Annotated in this window: 11 protein-coding genes; 6 read left to right on the plus strand and 5 right to left on the minus strand. The window is 70.0% G+C overall.

The features are described from left to right. Positions 1 to 21 precede the first annotated feature (21 nt). Positions 22 to 1257, minus strand: coding sequence for an MFS transporter (locus ACFO27_RS12490; RefSeq protein WP_376817616.1), 1236 nt, complete (start codon positions 1255 to 1257; stop codon positions 22 to 24). Positions 1258 to 1383: 126 nt separating this feature from the next. Here ACFO27_RS12490 and ACFO27_RS12495 point away from each other — a divergent pair, with 126 nt between their 5' ends. Next, positions 1384 to 2724 carry an aminotransferase-like domain-containing protein gene (locus ACFO27_RS12495; RefSeq protein ID WP_376817617.1) on the plus strand — a complete coding sequence of 447 codons (1341 nt, stop codon included), beginning with the start codon at positions 1384 to 1386 and terminating at the stop codon, positions 2722 to 2724. 61 nt (positions 2725 to 2785) lie between these two features. Here the strand turns inward: ACFO27_RS12495 and glnE are convergent, their stop codons facing one another. Continuing rightward, positions 2786 to 5545 (minus strand): bifunctional [glutamate--ammonia ligase]-adenylyl-L-tyrosine phosphorylase/[glutamate--ammonia-ligase] adenylyltransferase, encoded by a 2760-nt coding sequence (glnE, locus tag ACFO27_RS12500; RefSeq protein ID WP_376817618.1) that lies wholly within the window; start codon positions 5543 to 5545, stop codon positions 2786 to 2788. 89 nt (positions 5546 to 5634) lie between these two features. Between glnE and ACFO27_RS12505 the strand changes: the two genes are divergently transcribed. Then, the gene (locus ACFO27_RS12505) at positions 5635 to 9249 is read left to right on the plus strand and encodes a YhdP family protein (RefSeq protein ID WP_376817619.1); all 3615 of its coding nucleotides are present in this window, start codon (positions 5635 to 5637) and stop codon (positions 9247 to 9249) included. A gap of 94 nt (positions 9250 to 9343) precedes the next feature. On the opposite strand, the gene gdhA is transcribed toward ACFO27_RS12505, so the two are convergent. From gdhA to trxA, 3 genes are all read right to left on the minus strand, one after another. Continuing rightward, on the minus strand, positions 9344 to 10684 hold the full coding sequence (gene gdhA / locus ACFO27_RS12510) for an NADP-specific glutamate dehydrogenase (RefSeq protein WP_376817620.1): 1341 nt from the start codon (positions 10682 to 10684) through the stop codon (positions 9344 to 9346). A gap of 19 nt (positions 10685 to 10703) precedes the next feature. Then, positions 10704 to 11960 carry a transcription termination factor Rho gene (gene rho / locus ACFO27_RS12515; RefSeq protein WP_323023794.1) on the minus strand — a complete coding sequence of 419 codons (1257 nt, stop codon included), beginning with the start codon at positions 11958 to 11960 and terminating at the stop codon, positions 10704 to 10706. Positions 11961 to 12059: 99 nt separating this feature from the next. After that, on the minus strand, positions 12060 to 12386 hold the full coding sequence (gene trxA, locus ACFO27_RS12520; protein WP_376817621.1) for a thioredoxin TrxA: 327 nt from the start codon (positions 12384 to 12386) through the stop codon (positions 12060 to 12062). Between the two features lie 220 nt (positions 12387 to 12606). Between trxA and ACFO27_RS12525 the strand changes: the two genes are divergently transcribed. From ACFO27_RS12525 to ACFO27_RS12540, 4 genes are read left to right on the plus strand one after another with little or no spacing between them, the layout of a single operon-like run. Further along, positions 12607 to 14568, plus strand: coding sequence for a DNA topoisomerase IV subunit B (locus ACFO27_RS12525; RefSeq protein ID WP_376817622.1), 1962 nt, complete (start codon positions 12607 to 12609; stop codon positions 14566 to 14568). Between the two features lie 9 nt (positions 14569 to 14577). After that, a complete protein-coding gene (gene parC, locus ACFO27_RS12530; RefSeq protein ID WP_376817623.1) occupies positions 14578 to 16884 on the plus strand; it encodes a DNA topoisomerase IV subunit A in 2307 nt (768 codons plus the stop codon). A gap of 42 nt (positions 16885 to 16926) precedes the next feature. Next, a complete protein-coding gene (locus tag ACFO27_RS12535; RefSeq protein WP_376817624.1) occupies positions 16927 to 17973 on the plus strand; it encodes a CDP-6-deoxy-delta-3,4-glucoseen reductase in 1047 nt (348 codons plus the stop codon). Positions 17974 to 18004: 31 nt separating this feature from the next. After that, entirely contained in the window at positions 18005 to 19258 is a 1254-nt protein-coding gene (locus ACFO27_RS12540; RefSeq protein ID WP_376817625.1) for a D-amino acid dehydrogenase, read from the plus strand.

The following is a 19258-nucleotide window of genomic DNA, read 5'->3' on the forward strand; positions in this document are numbered from 1 at the left end:
GCGGCCCGCCCCGCCGGCCGTTCAGACGCTTGCGGCCGCGGGGCCGGCGCCGGCCGCCGGATGGTTCCGCAGGCTGCGATGGACGCAGGCCAGCAGTGCGAGGCACAGTCCGATGCACGCCAGGTTGGTGCCGGCCCATCCCAGCCCCTGCAGCAGCAGGGCGGGCAGGAAGGCGCCGGCGGTCGCCATCACGGATAGCCCCAGATCGTTCAGGCCCTGCACCTCGATGGCGTGGGGCTGTTCCCCCAGGACCCGGGCGAGCAGGGCGCTGCCGCCCACGTAGGTGAAATTCCAGCCCAGGCCCAGGACCACCAGGCTCGCGACCAGCATGACGTAGTCGTCGGACAGCAGGTTCAGGACGCTGGCGGCGATCAGCAGGGCGATGCCGCCGGCGATGACGGCCCTGAGCCCCAGGCGGCCGATGATCGCACCGGTGAAGAAGGAGGGCGCGAACATCGCCACCACGTGCCATTGGATGGCCGTGCCGACCGCCGAGAAATGCATGTGCAGGCCGGCCATGTGCAGCGAGGCCTGCACCATCAGCAGGTTCATGATGCCGTAGCCCAGCGCGCCCACGGCGATGGCCGCCGCCAGGGCGGGCGTGCGCCGGACGGCGCGCCAGGCCGCGCCCGCCTGCCCGCCCGCGGCCGTGTGTCCATCCCCGGCCGCCGGGGGCCGCGCGGCGCCGGGCGCTTCCCGCACCGCCAGGTGGACCAGGAAGGACAGCAGCGCCAGGCCGGTGAAGGCGGCGTAGCACAGGGCGAAGGGCGCGAAGCCGGCGGCGTCCTTCAGCCGGTCGGCCAGCAGGGGGCCGGTCAGCGCCGCCAGGACTCCGCCCGCCACGACCAGCGAGATGGCCCTGGGCTTGAGCCGCGCGTCCAGGCCGTCGGTGGCCGCGAAGCGGTTGAAGTTGGCGAAGGCGATGTAGCTGCCCAGCAGCGCATGCGCCACGATCAGCAGCGCGAACGAGCCCCGGTCCACGGCCAGGTAGCCTGAAACGCCCGAGAGCGCCAGGGGGAAGGCCGCCAGCAGGAACGCCCGCTTGCGCCCGATGCGCTTCATCAGCCGGGACGCGGGCACCGTCATCAGCATCACGAACAGGAACTGGAAGCCGTAGGGCACGGTGGACAGCCAGAGGCTGGGCGTCAGCGACGCCCCCACGATGGCCGCCATCGCCACCGACATGACAGCGGTGGTCAGGTTGATGGATTGCGCCAGGAAATACAGGTAGGTGGCGAAGGGCAGCTTCGAGCGCATGGAATCCCGTCCGGTTGGTTGTCGCTGGCAGGCATTGTGTCATCCCGGCCCGGCTTTTCCGGAAACACCCGCGATGGTTTCCCGTAAACTGTTCGAGTATTTTTTCTAACAGTTGGGCGGGCCGCGATGGGCTTCTACGACGACATCCGGGCGGACCTGCTGGCGGGCCGGTGGGAACGGGGCCGGCGGCTGCCTTCCATCCGGGCGATGGCCGCGCAGCGGCGGGCGAGCCTGCACACGGTGATCAGCGCCTATGGCCGCCTGGTGGGCGACGGCCTGCTGGAAGCGCAGCAGGGCCGGGGCTATTTCGTGGCGGTCCAGGTCCCCCCGGCCGCATCGGCCGCGCCCGCGGCGGAACCGGTCCTGCCGGACGATCCGCTGTTCAGGCTGCTGCAGGCGCCGGCCGGCCGCCACGTCAAGCTCGGCTGCGGCTGGCTGCCGCTGCCCTGGCGCGACACCGATCTGCTGGCGCGCGCCATCCGCCGGACCGCGCGGCTCGGCCAGAGCGGTCTGGTGGAATACGGCGACATCCAGGGCTACGTGCCGCTGCGCCAGCTGCTGTCCGCGCATCTGCGGCAGACCGTGCGGCTGGAAGCCGCGCCGGGCCGGATCATCACGACGCTGGGGGCCACCCAGGCGCTGGACCTGGTGGCGCGGCACCTGCTGTCCCCCGGGGACCGGGTGCTGGTGGACGAACCGTGCAACGGCAACCTGGCGCGGTTGATCCGCCTGTGCGGCGGCGAACCGGTCGGCGTGCCGCGCCGGGAGGACGGCCCCGATCTGGGGTTCCTGGACGAGGTCCTGTCGCGGCACCGCGTCCGGGCCTTCTTCTGCAACAGCACCTTCCACAATCCGACGGGCGCGGGCCTGACGCCCCAGGCGGCCTTCGGCGTGCTGAAGCGGGCCATGGAGCACGATTTCCTGATCGTCGAGGACGACGTGTACGGGGATTTCCACCCCGGCGGCCGCCAGACCTTCGCGGAACTGGACGGCCTGGAGCGCGTCGTCTATGTCGGCAGTTTTTCAAAGTCCCTGTCGGCCTCGCTGCGGATCGGCTACCTGGCGTGCCCGAAGGACCTGGTGGAGCCGCTCATCCGCCTGAAGCTGCTGACGAGCGTGGCGGTGCCCGGATTCTGCGAGCGCTTCGTGCACACCATCCTGGCCGACGGCACCTACCTGCGGCACGTGCGCGCCATCCAGCGGCGGCTCGCCACGCAGCAGCAACTGACGCAGGCGGCGCTGCGCAAGCGGGGCTGGCGGTTCGACGTCGCGCCCGCCGGCGGCATGTTCCTGTGGGCCGGGCATCCGGATCTGCCGGACCTGGCCGGGTTCATCGAGGGCCTGGAGAAAAAGGGCATCCTGCTGCTGCCGGGCCCGGCGTTCGCCGTGACGGCCGATTACCGCGCCATGACCCGCATCAACGCCGCCCATTTTTCGCCCGAAATGGCGCGGGCGTTCCGGGTGTAAGGGGCGGCGCAGAGAGGTTTTAACCCCCGTCGCATGACGTCAATCGGCGCGCCGATGAGCTTTACGAACCCTTTTCCTCCAGCACGTGCGCCCACAACTGCCGCACCGCCTCGCGCTCGCGCGTGAATTCCGCCTGCGGCACGCGCGCCTTGTCGGCGCCCTGCAGGCGCAGCGCGTGCTGGCGCCGGCGGAAGACCCGGTAGGCGTCGGCGACGTCCGCCGCCAGCGTCCCGGGGATCAGGCCGGCGCGCGCCGCCAGGCCCAGCAGGGCGATGTTGCCCAGGTTGTCCAGCAGCTCGGGGTGGGCGCCGGATTGGCTCAGCACCAGGAACTGGGTGATGAACTCGATGTCCACCATGCCGCCCCGGTCGTGCTTCAGGTCGAAGTCGCCGCTGCGGTTGGGGTGTCCCTGGGAAATCTTGTCGCGCATGGCGAGGACCTCGCGGCGCAGGGCCTCGGGATCGCGCGGCAGCAGCAGGATGCGCCGGCGGATGTCCTCGAAGCGGGCGCCGATGGCGGCGTCGCCCGCCACGAAGCGCGCCCGGGTCAGGGCCTGGTGTTCCCAGGGCCAGGCCTGCGTCAGCTGGTAGTGCTCGAAGGCGTCGATGGGCAGGGCCAGCAGGCCGGCGTCGCCGTCCGGGCGCAGGCGCAGGTCGATCTCGTACAGCCGTCCCGAAGAGGTCAGGGTGGACAGCCAGGACGCCACCCGGCGTCCCAGCTTGGCGTAGCGCTCGCCGGCCTCCTGGTCCGGGTCGTCGTACAGGAAGACCAGGTCCAGGTCCGAGGCGTAGCCGATTTCCTTTCCGCCCAGCTTGCCGTAGGCGATGATGGCGAAGCGCGGCTCGCCCGGGTCGGCGCGGCGCTCGCGCGGCAGCACCTGGGGCCAGACCCGGTGGATGGCCTCGGCCAGCATCAGGTCGGCCAGGGCCGACAGGTGGTCGGCCAGCCCTTCGACGCTGATGACGTTTTCCAGGTCCTGGGCCAATAGCTGGAAGGTGACCTGGTGCTGGACGTCGCGCATCAGGTTCATCTGCTGCTCCACGTCGGGCTGCCCGTCGGGCAGCAGGCAGGCGTCCAGGTCGCTGCGCAACTGTTCGGCCAGGGCCGGAAAATCGGGCGCCTGCATCAGGCTGCGCCATTCGATCAGGCTGTCGAGCAGCAGCGGGTAGCGGGTCAGGTATTCCGAGGCCCAGGGGCTGGCCTGGACGATGCGCGCCACGCGGGCCAGGGTTTCCGGATATTCGGCCAGCAGCGCCAGGTAGGCGCTGCGCTGGGCGATATGCTCCACCAGGTTCAACAGCCGCTGCAGCGCGACGGGCGGATCGTCGGTGCGGGCCGCCGCCCGGGTCAGGCCCGGCAGCAGGGCGTGCAGGCGCTGCAGGCTGGCGCGCGGCAGGCTGCGGATCCGGTGGCTGTCGAGCAGGGCGTCGATGCGGGCCTGCATGGCGTCGGCCTGGTCGTCCGACAGTGGCGCGGCGGGCGCTTCGGCCCGCGGGGTCTCCGGCTCCTGCGTGTCGCCGCCCATGCCGGCGATGCGGAAGGCGTCGCGGAAGCAGTGCGAGACGTGGGCGCGGTGCCGGTCCAGCTCGGCCAGGAACCCGGCCGCGTCCGCATGGCCCATGGCCCGGGCCAGGGCGGCCATGCCCTCGTCCGTGCGCGGCAGCAGGTGGGTCTGCTCGTCCTCGCGGTATTGCAGCATGTGCTCGACCCGCCGCAGGTGGACGTAGGCGGCCTCCAGGCCGGCGGCCTGGGCCTCGTCCAGGAGGCCGGCGCGGCGCTGCTTGTGCAGGGCCGCCAGCAGGTTGCGCTGCTGCAGGGATGGCTGGCGTCCCCCCCGGATCAACTGGTTGAGCTGGACGACGAACTCGATCTCGCGGATGCCGCCTTCGCCCAGCTTGATGTTGTGGCGGGTGTCCAGCCCCTTGCGGGCCTGAGCGCGGCGCTGCCAGTCCATGCGGATGCGCTCGCGCAGGCCGCGCAGGGCCGACAGCGCGTCGAAGTCGAAATATTTCCGGTACACGAAGGGCCGCCGCAGGGACTCGACGTCGCGCGCCTGGGCGGCGAAGGCCTCCTCGTCGAACAGCGGGCAGGGGATCAGGCGGGCCTTGAGCCAGGCGTAGCGTTCCCATTCCCGGCCCTGGACCACCAGGTAGTTCTCCAGCGCGGCCAGGCTCCAGGCCAGCGGCCCGCTGTCGCCGTCCGGGCGCAGGCGCAGGTCGGTGCGAAAGACGATGCCGTCGGCGTCGGGCTCCGACAGGATCGGCATCATCAGCCGGCAGACCTTGCCGTAGAACTCGTGGTGGCTGATGCGCCGCCGGCCGTCGGTTTCGCCCTCCGCGTCGTAGAGCATGATCAGGTCGATGTCCGAGGAGACGTTCAGTTCCTTGCCGCCCAGCTTGCCCATGCCCAGGATCAGCATGTCCTGGGGCTCGCCGGTGTCGGGATGGCGGGGAACCCCGTGCGTCTCCATCAGCGTGTGCATGGCGCAGGCATAGGCCTCGCCCACCGCCAGGTCGGCCAGGTGAGACATGGCCGCCACGACCTCGTGCAGGGGCGCCAGCCCGGCGATGTCGCGCACCGTCAGCGTGGCGAAGACCCGGGCGCGCAGCCGCCGCAGGGCGCGCCGCAGGTCGGCCTGGGGGATCGGCCGGACCGCGCCGGGGCCGAGCAGTTCCCCGTACCAGTCGGCCAGGGTCCTGCGGGTGACGGGCTGGGCGGCGTCGGCCGCCAGGCGGGATTCCTCGCCCGGATGCGCCGTCAGATGACGCCGCAGGGCGCCGGACCATTGCAGGGCGGGCTTGAATATAATGGTCTCGGACATGGGGACTGCCTGCGGTGGGCGGGACCCGCCGCGCGCGGCGCGGGTCCCGGAGATTGCCAAAGGGCCCCTAACATACTGCAAAAGGTGGCATGCGCCAATTCATTTCACGCCATGGCTCCACCTGGGGCCGCCGGCTGCTCGTGGTCGCCGTCGGCCTGTATTTCTGCATCGGGATCGCCCTGCTGGCCTTGCGGTACACCGTGCTGCCGCAGATCGACGCCTGGCGTCCCCGCATCGACGCGCGGTTGTCCCAGGCGCTGGGCGTCCAGGTCGAACTGGGCCCCATCCAGGTCCGCTGGCATGGCTGGAATCCCGAATTCGACGTGCGGGGCACGCACCTGCGGGCCGCCGACGGCCGCGACCTGCTGACCATTCCCGAGGCGCGCGCGCGGCTGGACTGGCGGGCCGTCCTGCCGGGGCGCCGGGGGTTGCTGGACCTGCGGGTCCGCGGCATGGACCTGACGCTGGACCGGCTGCCGGACGGACGCATCGGCCTGCTGGGCCAGACCCTGGATCCGGGGGGCGCACAGGATCTCGGGGGCGCGCCCGCCCTGGAATGGCTGCTGGCCCAGCCCCGGATCGCCTTCCACGACACTACCCTGCGCTGGGTGGACCAGGTGCGCGCCGCGCCCGAACTGCGCCTGGAGGGCGTCGAGGCCGTCCTGGCCCGCGAGGCCTGGGGGGCGCTTGGCGTGTCCCTGAGCGCCCGGGTGCCGGACGCGGCCGACGCCCGGCTGGAACTGCGCGCGCGGCTGGCCGATCCCGCGGGGCTGGCGCAGGGCCGCCTGCCCTCGGACTGGCAGGCCTGGCTGCGGGTCGGCCCGGTCCGGTCGCGGGCCTGGCGCGCCTGGGTGGACGTGCCCGAGGCCTTGCTGCGGGGAGGCATGCAGGCGCAGGCCTGGGTGCAGACCCGGAAGGGCCGGCCCCGCCTGACCGTGCTGCTGGGGGCCGATGCCGTGCGCTGGGAGGCGGACTCGGGCCTGTCCCTGGACATGCCCCAGGCCGGAATCTGGGCCGCGGGCGCGGTGGACCAGTGGCGGGCCCTGGGCCGGGGCGACCCGATGCCCGACGGCCTGGATTTCCAGGTTCGCTCCCAGGGCGCGCGGGGAAGCGTGCCGGCCCTGTTCGCCCAGCCCCTGTCCCTGGGCTTCCTGGAAGTCCGGGGCCGGCTGCGGCACGCCCGGACCTGGAACCTGGCGCTGGACGACCTGGATTGGCGCAACCCCGACATCGCCCTGCGGGGCGCGGGCACCTGGCAGTCCGGAGGCCCGGCCGGCCGGGCCGATTTCCAGGGCACGATCGCCCGCGTCCGCCTGGACGCGATCCATCGCTACCTGCCGCTCGAAGTCAATCCGGATGCCCGGGAGTGGCTGGCGGGCGGCCTGCACGCGGGCGAGGCCGTGGACGCCCGCTGGCGGCTGCAAGGCGATCTGGCGGAATTTCCCTTCGGCGGGCAGCCGCAGGCGGGCGATTTCCGCATCCAGGGCGGGTTTCGCGGCGCGCGCATCGAATTCGTGCCCGGGGCGCCGGCCAAGGACGCCTGGCCCCTGCTGGAAGACGTCACGGGCACGATCGACCTGCACCGCACCGATCTGCGGCTGACGGCCTCCACGGCGCGGATGCGCCCGGAGTCCGGCCAGGAGATCGTCCTGTCGGGGCTGACGGCCCGGATTCCGGACCTGGATCACGATTCCACCCTGGAAATCTCCGGCCGGACCGCCGCCCCCGGCCAGGCCTACATGGCGCTGATCCGGCGTTCGCCGCTGGCCGCCCTGCTGGACGGCGTGTTCGACGAGGCGAGCGCCGGGGGGGATTGGGAAGTGCCCCTGTCCCTGACCATCCCCCTGCTGCACAGCGAGGACACCCGGGTCCAGGGGCGCGTGGACCTGCGACAGGGCAGCCTGCAGTTCCTGCCGCACGCGCCGGCCTTCCAGTCCATCGACGGGCAGCTGCATTTCAGCGAGCAGGGCGTGCGCATCGCCCAGCCCCTCACCGCCCGGCTGCTTGGAGGGGACGTGAAGATCGGCGGCAGCCTGGGCGGGCCGCAGGGCGCCGGCCTGGAATTCCAGGGCCGGATCGGCGCCCGGGCGCTGGCGGACTACGTGGGCGTGCCGGGGATGCGGCGGATCACGGGCGCGCTGGATTATCGGGCCTCCCTGCGCATGCGGGGGCGCGAGACGGTCTTCGTCCTGGATTCCGATACCCGGGGCCTGGCGCTGGATTTCCCCGCGCCGCTGGCCAAGCCGGCCGAACAGCCCCGGTCCCTGCACATGCAATGGTCGGATGCCGATCCCAAGTCGGACCGGCTGGACGCGCAGTACGGCGACACGCTGCGCCTGGCCCTGCGACACGACCGCAAGACCCGGAGCGGGCCTTATTTCCAGGGCGCGGCCGTCGGGGTCGGGCGCGCCGCCGACGCCGGCGCGCAGGACGGCTTGCGGATCGAGGTCGCCTATCCGCTGTTCGACCTGGACTTGTGGAACCGCATCGTGGACGAGTTTTCCATCCCCCGGCGCGGCGCCGACGCGCGGCGGCCCGCCGTGCGGCCGCTGTGGCCGGACCTGAGCCTGCTGAGCGTCCAGGCCGACCAGCTGCGGCTGATGGGCACGCGCCTGGACCAGGCCGTGCTGCGGGTATTGCGTTCCCCCGAGGAACAGTGGTCGATGAACCTGCGCTCGGAGCAGACCAGCGGCACCCTCAAGTGGCAGGAGCGCGACGGCCGGGTGCTGGGGCGCATGTCCGGCCGCTTCGCCCGCCTGAGCCTGGGCGACGACGCGCGCGACGCCGGATCCCTCTTGCCCGAGGCCGAGCCCGACGAGGACGCCTCGTTCGACGACGACCTGGAGATTCCGGGCATCGTGCTGCAGGCGGACGAACTGCGCCTGTATGGGCACTCCATGGGCGCCTTGTCCCTGGAAGGCGTGCGCGACGGCTCCCTCCATGTCTGGCAACTGAACAACCTGCGCCTGGGCGACGAGGACGCCCGCCTGCGCGGCTCGGGCACCTGGCGTCTGCGCGGGCCCGAGCGCGGGCTGGAACTGAATGCCTCGGTCCAGGCGGGCAATCTGGGCGCCTGGATGGACCGGGCCGGCTGGAAGAACGTGATGTCCGGCGGCGAGGGCACGCTCAAGGGGCGGTTCCAGTGGCGCAACCTGCCCTGGACGCGCGAAAAGGCGGACCTGGGCGGCAGCCTGCGGATCGAACTGGACAAGGGGCGCTTCCAGAAGCTGGGTTCCCACACGGCCAAGCTGCTCGAATTCCTGTCCCTGCAGTCCATCACCCGGCTGACGAAGCTGGATCGCGGGCTGGCCGGCCTGCCCAAGGACGGCTTCCCCTTCGACCAGCTGCGCAGCACGCTGGACATGGACCGGGGAAATGTGAAGATCCGCGACTACAAGGTGATCGGCCCGGTGGGCACCATCCTGCTCGAAGGCAGCACCAATATCGTGGACGAGACCCTGGACATGCAGGCCGTCATCGTGCCCAACCTGGACGTCAGCGGCGCCGCGATCGCGGCGGGCATCGCCGTCAATCCCCTGATTGGCCTGGGCGCCTTCGTCACGCAATGGCTGCTGAAGGCGCCGCTGGCCAAGAGCATGACGGCGCGCTACCGCATCACGGGATCGTGGGACGACCCCAGGATCGAGGACATGCCGGTGGCCGCGGAGCCCGAGGCGCAGCCCGGCGCGGCGGCGGTGAAATGAACGAACCGCCCCGCGCCGTGGCCGCGCGATGCCCATGAAAAAAGCTCCCGAAGGAGCTTTTTTCATGGGTGGGTGCGGGCCATCCGATGCGTCATCAGTACACCCCTTGGGCCAGCATGGCGTCGGCCACCTTCACGAAGCCGGCGATGTTGGCGCCGTTCAGGTAGTTGACGGACTTGCCCTGGCCGCCATAGCGCACGCAGTTCTCGTGGATGTCGCGCATGATGGCGTGCAGCTTGGTGTCGACTTCTTCGCGGGTCCAGTGCAGGCGCTGGGCGTTCTGGCTCATTTCCAGGCCGGACACGGCCACGCCGCCGGCGTTGCTGGCCTTGCCGGGCGCATACAGCACGCCGGCCGCGATGAAGGCCTCGGCCGCTTCGATGGTGGAAGGCATGTTGGCGCCTTCGGCCACGCAGCGCACGCCGTTGGCGATCAGGGTGCGGGCGTCCTCGATCTCCAGCTCGTTCTGCGTCGCGCAGGGCAGGGCCACGTCCACGGGCACGTGCCAGGGGCGCTTGCCGGCTTCATAGGTCAGGCCGAATTGCCTGGCGTATTCCTCGACGCGGCCGCGCTTCTCGTTCTTCAGCTCGATCAGGGCCGCCAGCTTTTCCGTCGTGAAGCCCGCCGGGTCCACCACGCAGCCGTGGGAGTCCGACACCGTGACGACCTTGGCGCCCAGCTGCAGGCATTTCTCGATGGTGTATTGCGCCACGTTGCCCGAGCCCGAAACCGAGACCGTGTAGCCTTCGAGCGACTGGCCGGCGTGCCGGAGCATTTCTTCCGCGAAATAGACCGTGCCGTAGCCGGTGGCCTCGGGGCGGATCAGGCTGCCGCCGAAGGTCAGGCCCTTGCCGGTGAAGACGCAGGCGCCCTGGTTGGACAGCTTCTTCATCATGCCGGCCATGAAGCCGACTTCGCGGGCGCCCACGCCGATGTCGCCGGCCGGCACGTCCGTGTCCGGGCCCAGGTGGCGGTGCAGTTCGATCATCAGGGCCTGGCAGAAGCGCATGACCTCGGCGTCGGACTTGCCTTTGGGATCGAAATCGGAACCGCCCTTGCCGCCGCCCATGGGCAGGGTGGTCAGCGCGTTCTTGAAGGTCTGCTCGAAGGCCAGGAATTTGAGGATGGAGAGGTTCACCGAGGGGTGGAACCGCATGCCGCCCTTGTAGGGGCCGATGGCCGAGCTGTGCTGGATGCGGAAGCCGCGATTGACCCGGATCTGGCCGGTGTCGTCCATCCAGCTGATGCGGAACTGCAGGGCGCGTTCGGGCTCGACGAGACGTTCGAGCAGGGCCTGGCTGGCGTAGCGCGGGTTCTGCTGGATGAAGGGCCACAGGCTGTGCATGACTTCTTTCACGGCCTGCATGAATTCGGGTTGGTGCGGGTCCCGGGCCTGAATCCGGGTTAGGAACTGATCGACGGAAGGAAGTGTCATCAAAGGTGCTCGCTTATGCTTATTTCTTCATCATGTCAAAAAATTCGGCGTTGTTTTTGGTGGCCCGGATTTTGTCCAGGATGAATTCCATCGCTTCGACGTCATCCATGTCGTGGATGAACTTGCGCAGTACCCAGATCTTCTGTAGAAGCTCGGGCTTGATCAGGAGCTCTTCGCGACGCGTGCCGGATTTGTTCAGGTTGATGGCCGGGTAAATGCGCTTCTCGGCCAATCGGCGTTCCAGGTGCACCTCGGAATTGCCGGTGCCCTTGAATTCTTCGTAGATCACTTCGTCCATGCGGCTGCCGGTCTCGATCAGGGCCGTGCCGATGATCGTCAGGGAACCGCCTTCCTCGAGGTTGCGCGCGGCGCCGAAGAAGCGCTTGGGGCGCTGCAGGGCGTTGGCGTCCACCCCGCCGGTCAGGACCTTGCCCGAGGCCGGCACCACGGTGTTGTAGGCGCGCGCCAGGCGGGTGATCGAGTCCAGCAGGATGACCACGTCCTTCTTCATCTCGACCAGGCGCTTGGCCTTCTCGATGACCATTTCGGCGACCTGGACGTGGCGCGTGGCCGGCTCGTCGAAGGTCGAGGCCACGACCTCGCCGCGCACGGTGCGCTGCATTTCGGTGACTTCCTCGGGGCGCTCGTCGACCAGCAGCACGATCATCACCGCATCGGGATAGTTGTCCGTGATGGCATGCGCGATGTGCTGCATGATCACGGTCTTGCCGGACTTCGGGCTGGCGACGATCAGCGCGCGCTGGCCCTTGCCGATGGGCGCGAAGATGTCCATGATGCGCCCGGTGATGTTTTCCTTGCTCTTGATGTCGCGCTCGAGCACCAGCGGCTCGTCCGGGTGCAGCGGCGTCAGGTTCTCGAACATGATCCGGTGCTTGATCGCTTCCGGGACCGTGCCGTTGACCTTGTCGACCTTGACCAGCGCGAAGTAGCGTTCGCCGTCCTTCGGCGTGCGGACCTCGCCTTCGATGGAGTCGCCGGTGTGCAGGTTGAAGCGCCGGATCTGCGAGGGCGAGATGTAGATGTCGTCGGTGCTGGCCAGGTAGGACGTTTCCGGCGAGCGCAGGAAACCGAAGCCGTCGGGCAGGACTTCCAGGACCCCGTCGCCGAAGATCTGTTCGCCCTGCTTGGCCCGCCGTTTCATGATCGCAAACATCAGTTCCTGTTTGCGCAGCCGATTGGCGTTTTCGATCTCGAGACCGGCGGCCATTTCGAGCAGCTGCGAAACGTGCAGCGCTTTGAGTTCGTTCAGGTGCATGGGAAAGAGGGGAGAGGGAAGGAAAGTGAGGGTCGTCGGATGGCTGGCGAACCCGGAGCCGGGTTCGCGCGCGGAATCAAAGCGGATGGACGGTGAAGGTCAGAGGGCTTCGTCGAGGAATGCCTGGAGCTGGGTGCGGGACAGGGCGCCGACCTTGGTGGCGGCGACCTTGCCGCCCTTGAACAGCATCAGGGTGGGAATGCCGCGGATGCCGTACTTGGCCGCGCTGTCGGGGTTTTCGTCGACGTTCAGCTTGGCGATGGTGACGCGGCCCTTGTATTGGGCGGCGGCTTCGTCGAGCAGGGGGGCGACCATTTTGCAGGGGCCGCACCATTCGGCCCAGTAGTCGACCAGGACGGGCAGATCGGATTGGAGCACGTCGCCCGAAAAGGACGCGTCGCTGACGTGCTTGATGGAGTCACTCATGTCGTGTGCGCGGATGCGAGGATAAGAGAAGACGGCGGACCGGAAAGAAACCGCCCTGAGGAAGGGCGCGTCGGTCCAATGGCGATAAGCATACCATTATCTCCGTAAAATAGTCGTTTTTTGCCGCCGGGCCGCCCCGAGGCGAAGGCGCCCTCCGGGGCGCCGCAAGCCGGAGGCGCGGCGCGGGGACCCCTTTCAATCTTCCGATGGACAGAACACATTGAGCACCGCACGCTACGATGAATCGTCGATCCGCGTCCTCAAGGGGCTGGAGCCTGTGCGCCAGCGGCCCGGGATGTACACGCGCACCGACAATCCGCTGCACATCATCCAGGAAGTCGTCGACAACGCCGCCGACGAGGCGCTGGCCGGGTACGCCCGCAACATCGAAGTCTCGCTGCACGCCGACGGCAGCCTGACGGTCGAGGACGACGGGCGCGGCATTCCCGTGGGCGAGCACCCCGAGGAACACTCGCCCGTGGTCGAGCTGGTCTTCACGCGCCTGCACGCGGGGGGCAAGTTCAGCAAGGCCGACGGCGGCGCCTACGCCTTTTCCGGTGGCCTGCACGGGGTGGGGGTGTCGGTCACCAACGCCCTGTCCACGCGGCTGGAAGTCACCGTCTGGCGCGACGGCGGCGAATGGCGCATCGTCTTCGCCGACGGGAACGTGATCGAGCCGCTGGCCCGGGTGGGCAGCGTCGGGCGGCGGCGGTCGGGGACCCGGGTGCGGGTCTGGCCGGACGCGCGCTATTTCGACCATGCCCAGGTGCCGCTGGGCGACCTGGAGCACGCGCTGCGCAGCAAGGCGGTGCTGCTGCCGGGCACGCGGGTGACGCTGACGCTGGAAAAGACCGGCCAGCGGCGCGAGTGGCATTACGAATCGGGCCTGCGCGGCTACCTGAGCGAAGCCCTGGAGGGGGCGCAGACCCTGGCGCCGCCGTTCGAAGGCGGCCAGTACGCGGACCGGGACGACGAGCAGTACGCGCCGGGCGAGGGCGCCCAGTGGGTCGTGGCCTGGACCGAGGAAGGGCCCGTGGTGCGCGAATCCTACGTCAACCTGATCGCCACGCCGGCCGGCGGCACCCACGAGTCGGGCCTGCGCGAGGGCCTGTTCAACGCCGTCAAATCCTTCGCGGAACTGCACAACCTGCTGCCCAAGGGCATCCGTCTGCTGCCCGAGGACGTGTACGCGCGCGCCAGCTTCATCCTGTCGGCCAAGATCCTGGATCCGCAGTTCCAGGGCCAGATCAAGGAGCGCCTGAACAGCCGCGACGCGGTGCGCCTGGTGGGCGGATTCCTGCGCAACGCGCTGGAACTCTGGCTGCACGCCAACGTGGAATACGGCCGCAAGATCGCCGAACTGGCCATCGGCCAGGCGCAGGCCCGTTCGCGCGCCGCGCGCAAGGTCGAGAAGCGCAAGGGCTCGGGGGTGGCCGTGCTGCCGGGCAAGCTCACCGACTGCGAATCGACGGACGTGAACCGCACCGAGGTCTTCCTGGTCGAGGGCGATTCGGCGGGCGGCTCGGCCAAGATGGGCCGCGACAAGGAATTCCAGGCCATCCTGCCGCTGCGCGGCAAGATCCTGAACGCCTGGGAAGTCGAGCGCGACCGGCTGTTCGCCAACCAGGAGATCCACGACATCTCCGTGGCGATCGGCGTCGATCCGCACGGCCCGGGCCAGGAGGCCGACCTGTCGGGTCTGCGCTACGGCCGCATCTGCATCCTGTCGGACGCGGACGTGGACGGCGCGCACATCCAGGTGCTGCTGCTGACCCTGTTCCTGCGCCATTTTCCGCGCCTGATCGAGGCCGGCCACGTCTACATCGCCCGTCCGCCGCTGTTCCGCGTGGACGTGCCGGCGGCCGGCAAGCGGCCGGCGCGCAAGCTCTACTGCCTGGACCAGGCGGAGCTGGACGCGGTGCTGGACAAATTGCGCGGCGAAGGCCTGCGCGAAGGCGGCTGGCGCATCAGCCGCTTCAAGGGCCTGGGAGAGATGAACGCCGAGCAGCTCTGGGACACGACGCTGAACCCGGACACCCGCCGCCTGGCGCGGGTGCGCCATGGCGACGAGGGCCTGACGGCCTCGGCGCGCATGTTCGACATGCTGATGGCGCGCGGCGAGGCCGCCCAGCGGCGCGGCTGGCTGGAAGAAAAAGGCAATCTGGCCGACGTGGACGTTTGAGGAACGAGGATGGATCTGAATCAGACTGAATTGCGGGACGGCGACGACGACGGCCTGGTGCTGGCGCGCTACGCCGAGCAGGCCTACCTGGACTACGCCGTGTCGGTGGTGCGCGGCCGCGCGCTGCCGGAGGTGTCCGACGGCCAGAAGCCGGTGCAGCGCCGCATCCTGTACGCCATGGACGCCATGGGCCTGGGGCCGCAGGCCCGGCCCGTGAAGTCCGCCCGCGTGGTGGGCGACGTGCTGGGCAAGTACCACCCGCACGGCGACCAGGCGGCGTACGACGCCATGGTGCGCATGGCGCAGGACTTCGCGCTGCGCTATCCCCTGATCGACGGGCAGGGCAACTTCGGCTCGCGCGACGGCGACAACGCCGCCGCCATGCGCTACACCGAGGCCCGCCTGACGCCGTTCTCCCGGCTGCTGCTCGACGAGCTGGACGAGGGCACGGTCGATTTCACGCCCAACTACGACGGCAGCCAGCAGGAGCCCGTGTGCCTGCCGGCGCGCCTGCCGATCATGCTGCTGAACGGCGCCTCGGGCATCGCGGTGGGCATGGCCACGGAGATCCCCTCGCACAACCTGCGCGAGATCGCGCGCGCCTGCGTGGCCCTGCTGCGCAAGCCGGGCCTGCCCGACGCGGAACTGTTCTCCCTGGTGCCTGGGCCGGATTTCCCCGGCGGCGGCCAGATCATCACGCCGGCCGGGGACATCGCCCAGGTCTACGCCAGCGGCCGGGGCACCTTGAAGGCCCGCGCGCGCTGGCATTTCGAGGACATGGCGCGCGGCCAGTGGCAGCTGGTGGTCACCGAGCTGCCACCCGGCGCTTCGGCCCAGAAGATCCTGGAAACCATCGAGGAACTGACCAATCCCAAGCCGCGCGCCGGCAAGAAATCCCTGTCGGCCGAGCAGCAGCAGACCAAGGCGCTGGTGCTGGGCATGCTGGATTCGGTGCGCGACGAGTCCGGCAAGCAGGATCCCGTGCGGCTGGTCTTCGAGCCCAAGACCAGCCGCATCGACCGCGACGAGTTCGTCAACATGCTGCTGGTGCGCACCGGCCTGGAAGGCAATGTGTCCGTCAACCTGGTGTGCATCGACACCGACGGGCGTCCGGGCCAGCGCAGCCTGCGCCAGGTGCTGGAATCCTGGCTGGCCTTCCGCGCGCAGACGGTCACGCGGCGCACCCGCCACCGCCTGGACAAGGTGCTGGACCGCATCCACATCCTGGAGGGCCGCAGCATCGTCTACCTGAACGTGGACGAGGTGATCCGCACCATCCGCGAGGCGGACGATCCCCGCGCGGCGCTGATGGAACGCTTCCGCCTCAGCGAGCGCCAGGCCGACGACATCCTGGAAATGCGCCTGCGCCAGCTGGCCAGGCTGGAGGGCATCCGCATCGAGCAGGAACTGGCGCAGAAGCGCGAGGACCAACTGGCGCTGCAGGAGCTGCTGGACGATCCCGCCGCCTTCAAGCGCCTGATGATCCGCGAGATCGAGGCCGACGCCAAGCAGTACGGCGACGACCGCCGCACGCTGATCGAGACAGCCGAGCGCGCCGTCCTGGAAACCCAGGTGGTGGACGAGCCCGTCACGGTGGTGGTGTCCCAGAAGGGCTGGCTGCGCGTCCGCCAGGGACATGGCCACGATCCGGCGCAGTTCGGCTTCAAGACCGGCGACGCCCTGTACGACGCCATCGAATGCCGCAGCACGCACGAGCTCATGGCCCTGTCGAACACCGGCCGGTCCTACAGCGTCGCGGTGGCCAGCCTGCCGTCGGCGCGCGGCGACGGGCAGCCGGTGACCTCGATGATCGGCCTGGAGCCGGGCAGCCGCATCGTCCACATGCTGGCGGGCGAGCCCGACCGGCGGGTGCTGCTGGGCGTGGCGTCGGGCTACGGCTTCCTGGCGCGGATCGGCGACCTGTCCACCCGCCAGCACGCCGGCAAGCAGTTCATCACCCTGGACAAGGGCGACACGCTGCTCAAGCCGCTGCCGCTACGGCCGGACGACACGGCCGTGGCCCTGCTCAGCCGCAAGGGCAAGTTCCTGGTGGTGGCGCTCGACGAATTGAAGACCCTGGCGAGCGGCGGCCGCGGCACCATCCTGATGGGGCTGGACGAGGACGACCGCATCGCGCAGTGGGCCGGCGTGGGCGCCTCGGGCGTGGTGCTGCGCGGCGTCTACCGGGCGCGCGACACGGAACTGGTCCTGACGCCCGAAGAACTTGCCCAGTACGCCGGGCGGCGGGCCCGCAAGGGGCGGCTGCTGGACGTCAAGATCAAGCAGCCCAGCCTCTGGCCGGGGGCGGGGGACTAGAATAGGGCTCCTGCACTGCAACACGCCGATGGAATCCACATCATGAGCTTCAAGGTCACGGTGCTGCCGGCCAACCGGGAATTCACGGTCGAGCCGGGGCAGACGGTCCTGGACGCCGCCCTGGCGGCCGGCATCGTCCTGCCCTACAGCTGCCGCAACGGCACCTGCTCCACCTGCGAGGGGCGGGTGGTCTCGGGCGAATACGACGCGGGGCCGGCGCCGGCCCGCATCCTGGATGCGGCCGATCTGGCCCGGGGGCATACCCTGCTGTGCCAGGCGCGCCCGTCCTCCGACCTGGTGATCGAGGCCCGCGAGGTCCGCATGGCCGACGACATCGTGGTGCGCAAGATGCCCGTGCGGGTGCTGTCCCTGGAGCCCCTGGCGCCCGACGTGATGGAGATCACCCTGCAGCTGCCCTCGGCGGAGGCCTTCCGCTTCCAGCCCGGGCAATACCTGGAGTTCATCTTCAAGGACGGCAGCCGGCGCAGTTATTCCATGGCCTGCGCCCAGGCCGAAGACCATCGGGTGCGCCTGCACGTGCGCCACATGCCCGGCGGGCTGTTCACCAGCCGGGTCTTCGGCGCGGGCGACGAGCCGCTCAAGCCGCGCGAGATCCTGCGCATCGAAGGCCCGCTGGGCTCCTTTTTCCTGGACCCCGACGACGCGCGGCCGATCGTCTTCCTGGCCAGCGGCACGGGTTTCGCCCCGATCCAGGCCATGGTCGAAGGCATGCTGGCCCGAGGCGACGCGCGCCCGGCGACGCTGTACTGGGGCGGGCGCCGCCCCGCCGACCTGTACCGGCGGGACCTGGCGCTCGAATGGACCGGGCGCCTGCCGGGCTTCCGCTTCGTGCCGGTTCTGTCCGAGGCCGGGCCGGGCGACGGCTGGACGGGGCGCACCGGCTGGGTGCACCAGGCGGTCATGGACGACCTGCCCGATTTGTCCGGCCACCAGGTCTACGCCTGCGGCGCGCCGGCCATGGTCGAGGCCGCGCGCCGCGACTTCGTCGAGCGGTGCGGGCTGGCGCCCGACGCTTTCCACGCCGATGCCTTCACCTCGGCGGCGGACCTGGCCAGGGTCGAAGCATGAGGCGCGCTTTCCATCTTGGAGCGGTCCTGCGATGAAAGTCGCCGTCTTCGGCGCGGGCATCATCGGGGTGTCCAGCGCGTGGTGGCTGGCGCGCGCCGGCCACGAGGTCGAGGTCGTCGAGCGCCGGCCGGGCGCGGCTCTGGAGACCAGCCGGGCCAACGGCGGCCAGATCTCCGTCTGCTACGCCGAGCCCTGGGCCAGCGCGCACACGCTGCGCAAGGTCATGCGCTGGATCGGGCGGGCCGACGCGCCGCTGCGCGTGTCGCCGCGCCTGGATCCCCGGCAATGGCTGTGGTGCGCGCGTTTCCTGGCCGAATGCCGTGAATCGCGTTTCGCGGCGAACCTGCGCGCCATGGTGACCCTGGCGCAGTACAGCCGCGCCACGCTGCGCGAGCTGCGGGCGGATCTGGGCATCGAATACGATCACCTGGAACGCGGCATCCTGGCCTTCTACCGCGATCCGCGCGAATTCGAGTACGCCCGGGCCAGCGCCGCGCGGATGCGCGAACTGGGCGTGGACCGGCGCATCGTCGACGCGGCCGAGGTCCTGCGCATCGAGCCGGCCCTGGCGGCGTCCCGAGATCCGATCGTCGGCGGCGATTTCACGGCGGACGACGAGTCGGGCGACGTGCATCTGTTCACGCGCGCCCTGGCCGAACGGGCGCGGGACGCGGGCGTGGTCTTCCGCTACGGCACCCGGGTGAACCGGCTGGTGCCCGTGGACGGGCGCATTTCGGTGGCCGAGCTGATCGAGCCCGACGGCTATTTCCGGCCCCTGCAGGCCGACGCCTATGTGCTGGCCCTGGGCAGCTTCACCCCCGCACTGGCCGCGCCGCTGGGCCTGTCCTGCCCGGTCTGGCCGGCCAAGGGCTATTCCGCGACCTTCCGCCTGCGGGACCCGGATGCCGCGCCCATGGTCAGCCTGGTCGACCAGGAGGCCAAGATCGTTTTTTCGCGGCTGGGCGACCGTCTGCGCATGGCCGGAACGGCCGAGATCGGCGGCTATTCCCGCGCCCTGGATACCGGACGTTGCAATCGGCTGGTCGAGCAGGCCCGCGCCCTGTTCCCAAGCGCCCTCGATTTTGCTAATGTTCAATATTGGTCCGGCCTGCGGCCCACGACGCCTTCCAACGTCCCCCTCATCGGCCGTACTCGCATACGCAATCTCTACCTGAACACGGGTCATGGCAGCCTCGGCTGGACCATGGGGGCGGGTTCGGGCAGGGTGCTGGCTGACCTGGTGTCCGGACGGACGCCGGATATCGACTTTCCTTTTTTGGATTGA

Origin of the sequence: Castellaniella denitrificans, from assembly GCF_042653765.1 — a bacterium.
Classification (GTDB): Bacteria; Pseudomonadota; Gammaproteobacteria; order Burkholderiales; family Burkholderiaceae_B; genus Castellaniella; species Castellaniella denitrificans.

Bases quoted from the DNA above. Each gene is read 5' to 3' on its own strand.
- ACFO27_RS12490 (WP_376817616.1), bottom strand. From the start codon at position 1,257: ATGCGCTCGAAGCTGCCCTTCGCCACCTACCTGTATTTCCTGGCGCAA.
- ACFO27_RS12495 (WP_376817617.1), top strand. From the start codon at position 1,384: ATGGGCTTCTACGACGACATCCGGGCGGACCTGCTGGCGGGCCGGTGG.
- glnE (WP_376817618.1), bottom strand. From the start codon at position 5,545: ATGTCCGAGACCATTATATTCAAGCCCGCCCTGCAATGGTCCGGCGCC.
- ACFO27_RS12505 (WP_376817619.1), top strand. From the start codon at position 5,635: ATGCGCCAATTCATTTCACGCCATGGCTCCACCTGGGGCCGCCGGCTG.
- gdhA (WP_376817620.1), bottom strand. From the start codon at position 10,684: ATGACACTTCCTTCCGTCGATCAGTTCCTAACCCGGATTCAGGCCCGG.
- rho (WP_323023794.1), bottom strand. From the start codon at position 11,960: ATGCACCTGAACGAACTCAAAGCGCTGCACGTTTCGCAGCTGCTCGAA.
- trxA (WP_376817621.1), bottom strand. From the start codon at position 12,386: ATGAGTGACTCCATCAAGCACGTCAGCGACGCGTCCTTTTCGGGCGAC.
- parC (WP_376817623.1), top strand. From the start codon at position 14,578: ATGGATCTGAATCAGACTGAATTGCGGGACGGCGACGACGACGGCCTG.
- ACFO27_RS12535 (WP_376817624.1), top strand. From the start codon at position 16,927: ATGAGCTTCAAGGTCACGGTGCTGCCGGCCAACCGGGAATTCACGGTC.
- ACFO27_RS12540 (WP_376817625.1), top strand. From the start codon at position 18,005: ATGAAAGTCGCCGTCTTCGGCGCGGGCATCATCGGGGTGTCCAGCGCG.